Source organism: Streptomyces sp. NBC_01017, assembly GCF_045162795.1.
In the GTDB taxonomy this organism is placed as follows: Bacteria; Actinomycetota; Actinomycetes; order Streptomycetales; family Streptomycetaceae; genus Streptomyces; species Streptomyces machairae.
In genome coordinates this window covers 1,035,076-1,049,063 of sequence record NZ_CP108683.1, presented here as the reverse complement: position 1 = coordinate 1,049,063, position 13,988 = coordinate 1,035,076, and the positions used below count along the sequence as shown (strand labels likewise).

Sequence of the window (13,988 nt, the reverse complement as noted above, 5' to 3'; positions counted from 1 at the left end):
GTCAATAGTCAGATGCCTGTCCGGAAAACACGAGGCCCCTCACGGTGTGGCCGGGCAGTGTGGCACGGCAGGTTCTGGACGCCAGATCCCAGAGCCGCACGGAGCAGTCTTCGGATGCGGTGGCGAGCCAGGATCCGTCGGGTGCCACCACTGTCGCCGTCAGACGCTTCGTGTGACCTGTCAGGCCGGCAAGGCGTGAGCCTGACGCCGGGTCCCATATCCGCAAGGAGCGGTCTTTGCTGGAAGTCGCCAACCAGGCGCCGTCCGGGGCGATCGCCATCAGATGGACCGGATCGGTGTGGTCGGTGAAAACGGTGGTGCAGGTCCTGGACACCACGTCCCACATCCGCACCGACCCGTCGTGACTGGCGGTAGCAAGCTGCGTCCCATCCGCCGTGATCGCTACTGAGTGCACTGGCCTGGTGTGTCCGGCAAGCGTCGCAAGGCAGGTTCCGGACGCCAAGTCCCAGATTCGCGCTGTGCGGTCATCACCGACGGTGGCGAGCCGCGCTCCGTCCGGTGTGACCGCTACCGACCGCAGTTGGTGGGTGTGACCGGTGAGCGTGGCTGTACGAGTTCTTGATGCAGCGTCCCAAATTCGCACCGACCCGTTGTAACTGCCGGTGGCAAGCTGCGGCCCATCCTGCCGGACCGTCAGCAGCCAGAAGGCCCTGCCGTAGCCGGAGAAGGCGCGTTGGACGACAGAGGCGGGATGATCGGGTGGAATCCATCGATTCGCCAGAAGCGGATGCTGGGAAGCATCCTGCTCACGCGCAGTGACCTGATCGCCCCAGTGTTGGTTGGGCTGGAGGCGACTGTAGAGGACACCGGCCAGCGCTCGCGCGGGATCTGTGGGCATGAGGAGGTGGCCCGCCTGGGCGAGGCTGAGGGCTGCCGCGCGAGCCCGAGGAGTGTCGATGAGGGTGAGATCACTCCAGGGTGCGGTGGGGCCACGCTGAGTCAGTCGCGTTTCGACCCAGCGTAGGTCGCCTGCCACGGCTTCCGCTTGGGCGGTGAGGTTCGCCGCGAGAAGGTGCTCTATGAGGTGGTCGAGCAGGTAGCCCTCTTGAAGGCTCCACCAAGCGCGTCCGGGATCGGGCGCAGTCGGCGCCAGTGGCCCGGCTTCGGGCAGCGTGGCAGCGACTGCGCTCACCAGACGCGCATGTAGGGCGGTGAGTGGAGCTTCGCCGAGACGGCCACGCAAGTAGTCACGGATGACGTCGTGCAGGCGGATGCGGCCGCCTTCATCAGGTTTGAGCATCAGCAACGACAAGCGCTCCATGGCGCGGCACAGAGCGCGTGACTGCCCTTCGGTGAGTCCACCTGTCTCACGCCACAGAAGTGCGACCAGGACGAGGGGGATGGCCTCATCCTCCGCGAAGACGGCGAGTTCGGCGAAACGGGCCGCACCGTCCGGGGGCAGCAAGGTGATCGCTGCCTCGATCGACGCCTGGACGGCTTGGCTGCGACGCTGGGGGTCGTCCAGGTCCCAGGCTCCTGCCGGTTCGTCCACGGCAACCGGCCCCAACACGCGTAGCTGCTGCAAGATCTGGGTTGCGGCAGCTGCGGGAGCAGCGCCGGTCGCGGTCTGCTCGGCGATCAGCCGGTTGGTCAGGTGCAGCAGGAGGGCCCACCGGCCTGTGGTCTCCAAGAGCGCGTCGATGATGTCGGCGGGGAGTGGCGGCAGTTGCCAGGCCAACACCGCACGGGCTTGGTCAGGGGACATCTCATCGACCCTGATGGGTCGGGCGCCGAGCGGTAGCAGATTGGGATTGCGGGTGGTGACCAAGCGAACGCAGCGACGACCACCGCGCAGGAACGGGGTCAGCTGCTCGTCCTCCCAGACATCATCGAGGACCAGGAGGATACGAGGCCGCTGATCGAGCAGGCGGCCCAGGTGGTCGCCGGCCAGATTCGGATCGTCGAACTCGGTGGTGTCACCTGTGATGAACAGGGTCACTTCCGCGATCTTGGCCGCCACTGCTGCCCGGCCGCGAACATCCCGGCCGATCGTGACGGTGTAGATACGGGAGCGAAAGCGCCGTCGGACTCGCTTGTGTGCGCATACCGCGGTAGCCAACGCCGTCTTTCCGAATCCGCCGGCGCCCCACAGCGACGTGGTGATTCCTACTGCGCGACCACCGAGGCATACCGCTGCCACTGCGTCGAGAGTCTCTGAGCGAGCCACGAACCAACCTGGTACCTCCGTCGGCTGTGGGGGTGGAGGGTCGTCGAGACCAGCAGATGGGCGCCCCTGCTTCCAAGTCATTGCGCCGGCGACGGCAACAGACAGGACCACCAACACGGCGACCGAGGGCCACGATTGTCGCCGCAGACTGTCCAGCAGGCCCGGCCAGTGTTGCTTTGCCGTAGCCGCGTTAGCGGCCAGCGACAACAGCGCGGCCAGCACGACGCTCGCACCGACGAGCGCCACCATCCCAATGCGTCCCCGCACGCCACACTCCCCGTGAACAGCCTCGCAGCCAGGAGACACTACCCGTACTTCCGTTCCCGAACTGGTCGATGCCGCCACGAGTACAGGGTTGTTCTTCGGTTCGAAGGCGGGCGCTTCGCCCTGCCATACCCGCCCTACGTATCCCGGCCGCCGACCAGGGATCCGTACACCACGTCGCCCCCGGACAGGGCCGCGCTCAGCGCGCTGCGCCGGTGGATGCCCAACTTGCGGTAGCAGTGCGTCAGGTGGGTCTCCACGGTACGGCGGGCCAGATGCAGCAGATCCGCGATCTCCGCGTTGGTGCGTCCCCCCACGGCCAGTTCGGCGATGCGGCGCTCGCTGGCGGTGAGCGAGGCAGCACCGGTCCGGGTCGCCGGACGACGCGCGCCGCCCGCCCGCAGCGCCTCTTCTGCCAGGTCCCGCAGTCGTATCGCGCCCAGGCGTTCGGCGAGCCCGGCCGCCTCCCGCAGGATGTCGCGGGCGCGGGACGACTCGCCCGACGCGGTCAACTGACGGCCCAGGGCCGACAACGCCGCCACGAGCTCCGGTCCTGCCGGGCCGCCACGCAGTAGGCGTACCGCCTCCTGAGTCAGCTCCAGACCCCGGTGTCCGCCGGTCGCGGTGCCGAGGACCCGCAGTGCCCGGCCCACCGTGCGGGGCGTGTTCCACACCCGGGCCAGGCGCAGCTCCTCCTCGGCCAGGGCGAGCGCCTCGCGTGGGACACCCAGGGCCAGATGGCACTCGGCGGCGGCGGTGCGCCACGGGGTGACGACCGGGCTGAACTCCTTCCGGGCCGACTGGCGGCGCCCGCACTCCAGGAAGTCGTGCAGGGCTCCTGCCAGGTCACCGTTCGCGGCGCGCAGTTCCCCGCGCGCGTACAGGCACCGGTTCAGCTCCGAGGACTCCGGCGCCGTCCGCAAGTCGATCGCTTCGGCGAGGCGTTCGGCTTCGGCGAGGCGGCCCGTCTCCACGAGTGCCGACAGCGCGTGGGCATGGGTGTGGGTCGGGCCCGCGGCGTCGGGCGGCGGCTCGGCCAGCAGGCGGGTGTAGTCGGCCCGTGCCGCGACGATGTCCATACGGGTATTGAGCAGCGCCTCGTGCATGGGGTGCAGGATGTCGGGCCGTTGCCCGGTCAGACCGCGCTCCACCAGCCGTTCGGCCTCGTCGAGTTCGTCGGCCCACAGGGCGACCACAGCGGCTGTCCCCAGCAGGTACGGCTCGGACAGCGGGTCGGCCGGTTCCGCCAGCAGACCGCGAAGGCGCAGCATCGCTTCCGTCGCCGAGCTCCGACCTGCCGTGACCGCGTATTTCACCAGGAACGCGTGACCGGCCGTGCTGATCGACTCCGGCGCGTGCTCGGCCACCTCGGCCAGCCGCTTGTAGGCCTCCTGCCGCACCAGTTGTTCCTTGTCGGACAGTTGCAAGAACGCCTGCCGCAGGATGCGCACCAGGTCGGGACGGTCGGTGAGCGCGTCGTACAGCGAGCGCAGCACCTCGACCCCCTCGCGAGTCCTGCCACGGCCGGTCAGCGCCGTCCCCAGGGCGACCGCGGCGCGCACCCGTTCCTGCGCAGGCCCGGGCAGCCGCAGCGCCTCGGTGAGCCTGAGGATCGCGGCCGAGGAGCCGGGCACCGCGTACTCCAGTGAGCCCAGATCGGTCAGCAGGCGTTGTCTGTCCTCATCGGAGAGGGGTTCGTCCAGAGCGCGGCGCAGGAAGGCCACCGCGTCCTCGATGTGCCCCTCACGCAACGCCAGTGAAGCGGCGTCCTGAAGCACCGGCAGCGTCCAGGGCGCGTCCACCACGTCGGTGAGCAGCAGTTGACGGGCGACCAGCTCGCTGCAGACACCGCGGTGCAGCATCGCCTCGGCGGTCGTCCGGTGCGCGGCACGCCGCCGGTCCTCGGGCACGCCGATGAGCACCGAGTCCCGCAGGAGCGGATGGGCGTAGCGGGCGCGGCCCATGCCGTCGGGGCGCAGCAGTCCGAGGCCGGTCATCGCGGTGATCCAGCCCGCGACCCGGGCCGGGTCGGCGCCGGAGAGTTCAGCGAGGAGTGACGGGATGTGGAGGACGGGGACCCCTGGGCTGAGGGCGGGCCCGTGGTCCCAGCCCTCGTCCAGGATCGCCAGCGTCCGCGCCACCTCCGCGGTACCCGGCCCGGCACAGTCGAGCCACCATTGCACGGCCGCCGGAAACCCACCCGAGTACAGCGCCGCCGAGGTGTCCGGCACGACCTGGTGTGTGCCGTCGGAGAGGTCGTCCAACAGGGCCCGCAGCAGCAGGGGATTGCCCGCGCCGGCCCGTACGCAGTCCTCGATCCAGGAGTCGTCGGCGTCAGCGAAGGCCGAACGGACCTCTGTCGCCGCCGACTTGTCGGACAGCGGGGTCAGAGTGTGGGTGGTGACCAGGGCGGGGGAGAGGCTGTGGGCGAGGCCCGGTGCGGGCGGGTCGACGTCGTACTGGCTGCGCTCGGTGGCCGCCAGGACGATCGGCAGCTGGTCCATGAGCCGTGCGGACTCCACCAGCCAGCGGCGGGACGCCGGGTCAGCCAGGTGCACATCGTCCACGGTGACCAGCAGCGGCGACTGCTCCGCGTAAGAGCGCAGCACCCGTCGCAACTCGGCGCCGATCGCCCGTTCATCGCCGTCCCAAGCCGGAACGGCGAACTCGGATGCAGGGCACAGCAATTGCCGGACTGCGGCGAAGGGGATCTCGGAGTCGCCGGCGGAGCAGCGAGCGCGCAGCACCTGCATGCCGTGGGCGGCGGCGTCCTCGGCGGCGGCCTCCAGGACCGTGGTGCGGCCCGTGCCGGTCGCGCCGCGCACCAGAACCAGACGACCGGTGCCCGCATGAGCGCGGTCGGTCGCGGCGGCCAGCAGCTGTGCTGCTTCCCGTAGTGCACATGCCGGTCGGGACATCCCTGCCTCCTCGTGCGGACGTGAGCGCCCTCACTCACGAGGACGGAGTGCGCCGCACATCGGTGGCGTGACCCCCACCGTGAGAAGAACCACCATGATCGCGCAGCCGTGCGAAGGAACCGGGATGCCGCTTCCGCCATCACGTTCCCACTGTCGTGGTACCGGGCCGGACGATCTCGTGGTCCGTGTCGTGGTGCTCCACGATTGCGCTGGTCACGAGGGTCACATGAGGGTGAACAGCCTCCGCCCGCCTCTGACCCCACAGAAGTGGCGCGGTCGCGGACAGGAGACAGGGTGCTCAACTCAATCCGGATGACACACACCGGTACGGCGGACGTCGGCGCCGTGCCGTCGGCTCAGGTCCCCGTGGCGGAGCCCGCCCGCCTGGTGAAACGGCGTCAGCCGACGTGCTGGTTACGTCTGCCGTACCACGTGACGGCGTGGACGAAGCGCCCCGAGGACGAACACCGTCTCGCCTTCGCGGTGTTGGTCGAGCGGGAACCGGAAGTACGTCCACCCGCCGCGCCACCGAAGGCGAAACCTGGCGCCAGGCCAATGGCGGAGATCGTCATGTTTGTGTCCTTGCTGCCAAATGGCACGGCGGGCCAGGATGATCAGGTGACTCAACGGCGCGTCGTCTTTCTTGTCTATCCGCGGTTTCAGGTACTGGACCTGGCGGGACCGCATGAGGTGTTCGCGCAGACGCAACGGTGGGTGCCCGAGGACGAGGCCTATGCCCTGGAGATCGTCGCAGGCCGGGCCGGAGCGGTGCCCGCCTGTCACGGGATCGACGTTACTGCCGGCAACAGCGTCCAGCAGTGCCAGGGACCGCTGGACACACTGGTGGTCGTCGGTGGACCGGGCGATCGGGAGGTGGTGGATGATGAAGAGCTTGTCGGCTGGCTCAGGGCCGCGGCCGGGAGGGCCAGGCGGGTCGCCTCGGTGTGTACGGGCGCGTTCCTGCTCGCGCGAGCAGGACTGCTCGACGGACGGCGCGCGGTGACACACTGGGCGGCCTGCGAGCGGCTGGCCCGCGACCACCCGGACGTCACGGTCACCCCGGACCAGATCTTCGTACACGACGGGGCGGTGTGGACCTCCGCCGGAATCACGGCGGGGATGGACCTGGCACTCGCCATGGTCGAGGAGGACCACGGGCCCGAGGTCTCCCGGGCCGTCGCACGGATGCTGGTGATGTTCGTCCAACGCTCGGGCGGACAAGCCCAGTTCAGCACCCAGCTCGCGGCGCAGCGGCCCACGCGTGAGCCCCTGCGGGACGTACAGGCATGGGTCACCGACCACCTCGCCGACGACCTGACCGTCCGGGTGCTCGCCGAACGGGCCAACATGAGTGAGCGCAACTTCACCCGGGTCTTCCGCGCCGAGACCGGACTCACCCCGGCCGCCTACGTGGAGACCGTCCGTGTCGAGGCTGCCCGGGCTCTACTGGAGACGACGGACACCACCATCGACGCGATTGCTCGAGCCTGCGGCTTCGGCTGCGCCGAGACCCTGCACCGCCGCTTCAAGCGGACCCTGGGCGTCACACCGGGCCAGTATCGCCACCACTTTTCCAGAGCAGGGTGAAGTAGCGGCCGGCCTGCCCGTCGCGGTGCGAAGACCGAGTGCCACCGGCATGTCTCCTTGAGCGCCTGCGCGCACCGCGGATTGTGGAGCGACGCCAGCCCTGCGCCGACCGGACGCCGACCTGGCCGTGGGACTGCACTTCCACACCCGGACCTGGCACGGACAGCGCATGCAGCGCACGTGCCGGTCAGCGACGCGGTACACCACGACCTCGGTCTCTCCAGCCGGGCACACCGCACCCTCCTTCCCACCGAGCTCTTGAAGGCGCTTGGCGACGCGGCCAACGGTTACGGCTGAGTAGCCAGGTCGGTATGAGTTCCGTCCAACTTTGCAAGCCGGCCTACATCGCCTGGCTGATACCACAGAAGCAGGTCATGCATGGCAGTCTCGTTAGACCACGACGGCAGCGGCGTAGCGGCAGCTCCTTTTCGGGTGCTCGGGCCACTTGAGGTGAGCGGCGAGCTGGGGGCCGTAGCCGTGGCCCCGGGGCGTCAAGAGATCGTCCTCGGGGCACTGGTGCTCGAACTGAACCGGGTGGTGGAGACGACCCGTCTGGTGGATGTCATCTGGGCTCACGATCCGCCGAAGACCGCACGCGCCCAAGTGCAGATCTGCATCTCCAGGCTCCGCAAGGCGCTTTCGGACGGGGGAGTCGACGCCACCATCGAGACCCGCGCTTGCGGGTACATCTTGAATGCGCCGGAGGATGCGACCGACGTCGGCACTTTCCGTCGCCTGGTGGCAGAAGCGCAGACGCTGGCCCGTGATGGTCTGAAGATGCCTGCGGTGGAAACGCTTCGCTCGGCGATAGGCCTGTGGCGGGGGCGGTGCCTGGCCGGTGTACCCAGCGAAGTCCTGGCCGGTACGGCAGCGCAGTGGGACGAGAGCCGCCTGGAAGCGGTGGAGACCTGCATGCGGCTGCTGCTGGAGCTGGGCCGTCACGAGCACCTGGTCTGCGAGCTGATGCAGCTTGTCGCCGACCATCCTCTGCGTGAGCGGCTGCGGGGGCACCTCATGGTGGCGTTGTACCGTTCGGGCCGGCAGGCGGAGGCGCTGGATGCCTACCACCAGGGCCGCGTGATGCTCACCGAGGAACTGGGCCTGGACCCGGGAAGGGAACTACGAGACCTGGCGCAGGCAATCCTGACCGACGACGCTGAGCTGGCACTGGCCGAACCGGCCGAACCGGCACCGGCCGAACCGGCACCGGTCGAACCGGCACCGGCCGAAGTGGCCGACATGGCCGACGCGGCCGAACCACGGTCTCTCGTGGCGACGCCGCTCTCCGAGGCGGCGCAGGAGCGCAGTGCCGATCCCGACACGGTCGTCACCCCAAGGCAACTTCCCGCCGACATCGGCGACCTCGTAGCCGACGACACCATCGTTTCAGCGGTCTGCGACGCCGTCACCGAGGGACAGGAAATGGGGCACCTGAACGTGGTCCTGGTGCTTGGCAGACCTGGTGTCGGCAAAAGCACGTTGGCCAGGCACGTGGCGCACCGAGTCGCAGCCGAGTACTTCCCGGACGGACAGCTCTACTGCGACCTCCGTGGGCCGGGCGGACAACCGGTGGGTCCCGCCGAGGCGTTGGGGCGGTTTCTACGAGCGCTGGGCGTGCCGGGCCATGCCATACCCGATGCGCTTGATGAGCGCGCGGAGATGTACCGCAGTCTGCTGGCCGATCGCCGGATCCTGGTGTTGCTGGACGACACGGTGAGCGAGTCGCAGGTGATGCCCCTGCTGCCCGGTACCAGCAGCAGCGGCGTGCTGGTCACCAGCCGTGGCCAGCTCACGGCGTTGCCGGGGACAAGCCGGTTCGACTTGGAGCCGTTGAGCTCGGAACAGGCCGTCCAGCTCCTGGGGCGGATCATTGGAGAGAGCCGTGTGGAGAGCGAGTGGGAGGCAGCGCGGGCCCTCATTCACTTGGTGGGCGGGCTGCCCCTCGCACTGCGTATCATCGGCGCGCGCCTGGCCGCGCGCCCGCACTGGTCACTGACCTCCATGTGGCACCGGCTTGAGAACGAGCAGCGCTGGTTGGACGAGCTGACACACGGCGAGCTGTCGATCCGGGCAAGTCTTTCGCTCAGCTACGACGGCCTGGCGGCGGCCGACCGTCGCCTGTTGTGCCTGCTCAGCCTGGCCGACGGGACGGAGATTCCGAGCTGGCTGGGTGCCGCACTCATCGACGACCGCACGCAGCACCCCACTGACCTGCTGGAACCGCTCATCGACATGCGGCTCCTCGACATCACCACCATGGACCAGGGCGGGGGATTCCGATACGGACTGTCGCAGATCGTACGGATGTTCGCGCGCGAACGGCTGCCCACGGAGATTCCCGAGGCAGAACGCGCCGGAGCGGTGCGGCGTATGGTCGGCGGCTGGATGGCGCTCACGGAGACGGCGCACAAAGAGATCTACGGCGGTACGCACACCATCGTGGCGGGTCGGGGCGAACGGTGGCATCCGCCGGAGGACCAAGTGCAGCGGTGCCGCCGCGACCCGCTCGGGTGGCTGGAGAGCGAGCAGAACAACCTCGTGAACGCCGTCGAGTTGGCGGCCCGGCCCGGGCTCGACGAGTTGTGCTGGGAGCTGGCCACGACTCTGGTGACGCTCTTCGAGGCCCGTGGCCGTCCCGACCTCTGGGAGCGCACACATCTGGTGGCGCTGACCGCGGTACAGGAGGCCGGCAACGAACGGGGCCAGGCAGCGGTACTCGGCTCGTTGGGGACCCTGCACCTTTACCGGGGCGAGCATGAGGCAGCAGGCCCTTACCTCACCTCCGCTCTGGAGATCTTCGAGCGGGTTGGTGACGTGCGTGGTCAGGCGCTCTGCCTGCGTGACCTGGCGCGCACCGAGCGGCGCCACGGTGACGACGATCGGGCACTGGTCCTCTACGGGAGCGCCGAGCGCAACTTCGTGCGGGCGCACGACGCCATCGGCCGGGCGTACGTGCTCGGCGAGATGGCACACATCATGATGCGGCGTGCGGACTTCGCCCGAACCCGTTCATATCTCGACGAGGCTCTTGGGATCTGCCGCGCAGCCGGCTTCGACCGGGGCCAGGCCCTCGCACTGCGACGGCTGGGTCAAATGCTGATGTACCAGCAGCGGTACGAGGCGGCGGAACGAACCCTGCTCGAGGTCCTCGCCATGGTCGCGGCGAGCGGCGACCTGGTCGGAGAGGGGTACGTGCTGCACGATCTCGGCCGGGTCAATGCCCACCTGCGCCGCATGGAACAGGCCGTCCAGTACTACTCGCGATCGGCCAGGATTCGGGAGCGCATTCTGGACCACAGCGGGGCCGCGGCGGTTCGGGCCGACATCGTTGTCGCCCTCGGTAGCGCGACAGGGTCAATGCGTGAGCGAGATCTGTCCGGGTTCGCCAGGTGAGGCCGAGGGCCCTGTAGGTGCCGGTGGTAGTGGCGGACGGTGGCCGCGATGCTGGTCCGGCCGGCCTGGCGCAAGACGATGATGGCGAGGTTGCGCAGGGAGGCCATGGGCCGGGGCAGGGTGCCGGTGCGGCAACCGGTTGCCGCGGCTGTCCTGGTCCGCGAGCCGCGCACCACCTTGCCGTCGACCGCGATGACCTGCCGCGCTGACCGATTCCCCTCCGGCGACCGTGCGGGCGCGGCTCTGGCCGGCAGGGACGCTCCCGTACCTCTGCGTCGACACGGTCCAGCAGACGCCGTGCGGTGGCCGCGTACGGCACCGGCGGCAGCCCGGACGGGTCAAGGCGGAAGTCGAGGACGTCCAGCACCTGTTGTGGGGCATCCGTGATCCGTTGGCTGATCGCGATGAGTGAGCGGGCCCCGGTCAGTACCGCCGCGATGGCCGCGCACAACAACGCGAGAGCAGGATATGTGCGGCCTCGCGCATCGGACGTGCGCTGATTCCTGATCCATGTCGGCGATCCCCGCATGGGTTTCGACAACCACATGCTCACCGGCACCGTGCCTGCTCTGCTGTCCGGGTTGCCTCTGATCACACCGGACGTGACGTCACGTCACGCATGAACCCGGCGAACGGGTGCTTCGGCGGCCGGCGTCATGGCGACCGGGCCGTGCTTCACGCCGTGTTCCCTCCCTTCGTCACCTGCGTCAGGGCGTTGCTGAAGCCGGCGTGAACCAGGTGCTTATCGCGGTCCCATGCTCACGCTATCGCCGCCTTATCCCGGCCCCGTCCCGCCGTGGATGCGCTGTGATGCCGGGCCGATAGGGCGACACCGGAGATTGGGTCCTGCCGACCTCGGCGCCCCTTCGGGGGGATGGCCCTCAAGGAGTGGTTCGCATGACCGTAGCGACCCGGGACGCAGTGACGCCCGCCGCGTTCGGCGTCCCGGAAACCGAATCGCAGCGCAGCAAAAAGGAACCCGCGGCAGCAGCGGTAGACCATGTCAGGGATTTCCTACGGAAGGGGAAGGAACCGGGGCGTGCACTCCAGGGCCTCTCCTCGACCGTGGCTCAGGGGAAGGTGCACGGTCGATGACGATGGACGCGGAGTTCTACTCCCGGGTGGCCGAGCGGTTCGGCGGGTACTTCAGCGATGCGCGGAGCACCGACGTATTCGCCGACGGCCGCCCGGACGCCGTCTTCGATGAACTGGTGAATGCCCTGGGAACGTCGGACGCCCGACTGCTGGATGTCGGCTGCGCCGACGGGCGTAGTTTGTTGCGAATCTCTCGTGCGTACGGCGCCGTAACCGGGATAGATCTGTCGCCGTCGATGCTGGAATGCGCCGCGCGCCATCTAGCGGAGTCAGGTCTGTCGCATGTCACGTTCGAGCTGTGCGATGCCACCCACACGGGCCTGCCTGATGAGTACGCTGATGTGGTCACTTCCCGTCGCGGCCCGCTGATAGCCGGTGAGTTCGAGCGGGTGCTGCGCCCGGGTGGGTTCGTGGTGTACATGGGGATCGGCGAGCAGGATGCTCGCGAGCTGAAGGAAACGTTCGGCCGCGGCCAGAACTTCGACAGCTGGAACGCCAAGCCCCTGTCGGAGGAGATTGCTCAAGAACTCTCCGACGCGGGCTTCATTGTGACGCGAAATCAAGCGTTCCGTTTCGAGGAGTTCTACCACTCCGCGAGCGATCTGGATACTTTTCTGCATCAAGTGCCGATCGTCGACAACTACGATTCCGAGGCGGACAAGAAGGCATTCGATGGATATGTCGCCGCGGTGACCGCCAGTCAGGGCATCCGGCTGAGCCGGCATTGGTTCGTAGTGCAGGCGCAGAAGCCGGCTCGCGTCGAGTCGTCCCACTCATAGGAACGGTGCACCATGACGCAGGATCTCGTAGTCAACGAAATCTTCGGTCCGACGGTTCAGGGCGAGGGTCAGTCCCTGGGACGCAGGTGCGCGTTCCTGAGACTCGGTGGGTGCAACCTGTCGTGCTCGTGGTGCGATACCCCATACACGTGGGACTGGACCGGTGCCGGGGACAGCGGGGTCGCCCACGATCCGCGCAAGGAGCTGCACCGCCGCCCCGTCGAAGACGTCGTCGCAGAATTGCTCGAATTCAACACCGGCCTGATCGTGATCTCCGGTGGTGAGCCCTTGGGGCAACAGGAGCGGCTGATTCCCTTGGTGGCAGCGCTGACCGAACGCGGTAGAGAGATTGAGATCGAGACGAACGGGACGCACGCTGCGCACCCTGAACTCATCGCCGCCGGCGTCAGGTTCAATGTCTCGCCGAAGCTTTCGCACTCCGGTGACACCCTGCAGCGCAGGATCGTCCCTGATGCACTGACAAGCCTCTCGGCACTGCCTGGAAGCACGTTCAAGTTCGTCTGCCAGAACATTCGCGATCTCGACGAGGTGGCGGAGATAGTCGCTTCCTTCAACCTGTCCTCGGTGTGGATCATGCCGATCGGGCGTACCGCCGACGATGTCACAAAACACATGGGCGAGTTGGCCGATGCAGTGGTGGAGCGCGGCTGGAATCTGACAACCAGACTGCACACCCTGCTATGGGGCGACAAGCGTGCCGTTTGAGTAACGGGAAATGCAAGAAGAGGGGATGTACATCGATGGCATTTCGCATCACGAAGAAATTTGAATTCTCGGCCAGTCACCAGCTCTCTGGTCTCGCTCCTGAACACCAGTGTGCCCGGATGCACGGGCACAACTATGTGATCGAGTTGGAGCTTGAAGCGGATGACAAGAGTCTGTTGCCCGTAGGCTTCGTTCGAGACTACGGAGATTTGTCCGCATTCAAGACCTGGCTCGACAAACACCTTGATCATCGGCATCTGAACGATGTGATGGACGAAAATCCGACGGCTGAGAATATGGCGGTCTGGGTCTACAAGACATGGTCGTTGGAGTTCTCTGAGTTGACCTGCGTGCGCGTCTCAGAAACTCCCAAAACTTGGGCCGAGTACCGGCCGTGAGGTCCGAAACTTCAGTGCCCGGACGAAAGGTGGCCGCATGTCGGTGACGAAAATGGACCTTGGTGGTGACGCCTCGGCGTCGACGACGACTACTGAGGATCCGCTGGTCGAGCTCGCCCGCCAACTGCTGAAGGAGATCGGCGAGGACCCGAATCGCGATGGTCTGCGCGACACACCTGCGCGGTTCGCCCGCTGGTGGCGCGAGTTCATCAACTACGACCCGGGTTCGCTGGGAACGCTTTTCGAGTCCGTCGGCACGAGCCAGCTGGTGGTCGTCTCGGACATTCGAGTCTGGTCGCTCTGTGAACATCATCTTCTACCGTTCAACTGCTCTGTGACCATCGCGTACCGCCCGACGGGGCAACTGCTCGGTCTGTCGAAGTTCGCCAGGGTCGCCCATCAGTACGCGCACAAGCTGCAGGTCCAGGAGCGTCTCGTGGACCAGATCGCGCTCGAGATCAGCACCCTCAGCGGCACCCCGGACGTGGCGGTCATAGCGAAGGGCGAGCACCTCTGCATGTCGATGCGCGGCATCAAGGCTGCTGCGCAGATGACATCGACCGCATACCGCGGGGAGTTCGGCACGGATGCCGGGCTTCGGAGCGAGCTGTTCGACTTGCTCCGGGCGTGACCAGCTGTC

The 13,988-nt window shown here is 67.7% G+C and carries 8 protein-coding genes and 1 pseudogene; 6 read left to right on the top strand and 3 right to left on the bottom strand.

Features of this window, described 5'->3' with window-relative positions:
* Position 1: 1 nt before the first annotated feature.
* Together OG331_RS05120 and OG331_RS05115 are read right to left on the bottom strand one after the other, a co-directional pair.
* The gene (locus tag OG331_RS05120; protein WP_406209712.1) at positions 2-2,269 is read right to left on the bottom strand and encodes an NB-ARC domain-containing protein; all 2,268 of its coding nucleotides are present in this window, start codon (positions 2,267-2,269) and stop codon (positions 2-4) included.
* Positions 2,270-2,589: 320 nt separating this feature from the next.
* Positions 2,590-5,370 (bottom strand): AAA family ATPase, encoded by a 2,781-nt coding sequence (locus OG331_RS05115; RefSeq protein ID WP_406191949.1) that lies wholly within the window; start codon positions 5,368-5,370, stop codon positions 2,590-2,592.
* A gap of 618 nt (positions 5,371-5,988) precedes the next feature.
* Between OG331_RS05115 and OG331_RS05110 the strand changes: the two genes are divergently transcribed.
* Together OG331_RS05110 and OG331_RS05105 are read left to right on the top strand one after the other, a co-directional pair.
* Complete coding sequence (locus OG331_RS05110; protein ID WP_406191947.1) at positions 5,989-6,957, top strand: GlxA family transcriptional regulator; 969 nt, start codon at positions 5,989-5,991, stop codon at positions 6,955-6,957.
* 378 nt (positions 6,958-7,335) lie between these two features.
* Positions 7,336-10,350 (top strand): AfsR/SARP family transcriptional regulator, encoded by a 3,015-nt coding sequence (locus OG331_RS05105; protein WP_406191945.1) that lies wholly within the window; start codon positions 7,336-7,338, stop codon positions 10,348-10,350.
* A 328-nt stretch (positions 10,351-10,678) separates the two neighbouring features.
* On the opposite strand, the pseudogene OG331_RS05100 reads toward OG331_RS05105, so the two are convergent.
* Positions 10,679-10,879: pseudogene (locus OG331_RS05100) on the bottom strand (hypothetical protein); the annotation flags it as partial.
* A gap of 562 nt (positions 10,880-11,441) precedes the next feature.
* Here OG331_RS05100 and OG331_RS05095 point away from each other — a divergent pair.
* Genes OG331_RS05095 through folE form a run of 4 tightly spaced genes read left to right on the top strand, consistent with a single transcriptional unit; the run spans position 11,442 to position 13,979 of the window.
* Positions 11,442-12,224, top strand: coding sequence for a class I SAM-dependent methyltransferase (locus tag OG331_RS05095; RefSeq protein WP_406191943.1), 783 nt, complete (start codon positions 11,442-11,444; stop codon positions 12,222-12,224).
* 12 nt (positions 12,225-12,236) lie between these two features.
* Positions 12,237-12,950, top strand: a complete 714-nt coding sequence (locus OG331_RS05090; protein ID WP_406191941.1) for a 7-carboxy-7-deazaguanine synthase QueE — start codon at positions 12,237-12,239, stop codon at positions 12,948-12,950.
* Positions 12,951-12,985: 35 nt separating this feature from the next.
* Positions 12,986-13,348 (top strand): 6-pyruvoyl trahydropterin synthase family protein, encoded by a 363-nt coding sequence (locus tag OG331_RS05085; protein ID WP_406191939.1) that lies wholly within the window; start codon positions 12,986-12,988, stop codon positions 13,346-13,348.
* A gap of 37 nt (positions 13,349-13,385) precedes the next feature.
* Complete coding sequence (gene folE / locus OG331_RS05080) at positions 13,386-13,979, top strand: GTP cyclohydrolase I (protein WP_406191937.1); 594 nt, start codon at positions 13,386-13,388, stop codon at positions 13,977-13,979.
* Positions 13,980-13,988 lie beyond the last annotated feature (9 nt).

Coding starts and splice junctions, on each gene's coding strand:
- OG331_RS05120 (WP_406209712.1), bottom strand. CDS start 2,269: ATGACTTGGAAGCAGGGGCGCCCATCTGCTGGTCTCGACGACCCTCCA.
- OG331_RS05115 (WP_406191949.1), bottom strand. CDS start 5,370: ATGTCCCGACCGGCATGTGCACTACGGGAAGCAGCACAGCTGCTGGCC.
- OG331_RS05105 (WP_406191945.1), top strand. CDS start 7,336: ATGGCAGTCTCGTTAGACCACGACGGCAGCGGCGTAGCGGCAGCTCCT.
- OG331_RS05095 (WP_406191943.1), top strand. CDS start 11,442: ATGACGATGGACGCGGAGTTCTACTCCCGGGTGGCCGAGCGGTTCGGC.
- OG331_RS05090 (WP_406191941.1), top strand. CDS start 12,237: ATGACGCAGGATCTCGTAGTCAACGAAATCTTCGGTCCGACGGTTCAG.
- OG331_RS05085 (WP_406191939.1), top strand. CDS start 12,986: ATGGCATTTCGCATCACGAAGAAATTTGAATTCTCGGCCAGTCACCAG.
- folE (WP_406191937.1), top strand. CDS start 13,386: ATGTCGGTGACGAAAATGGACCTTGGTGGTGACGCCTCGGCGTCGACG.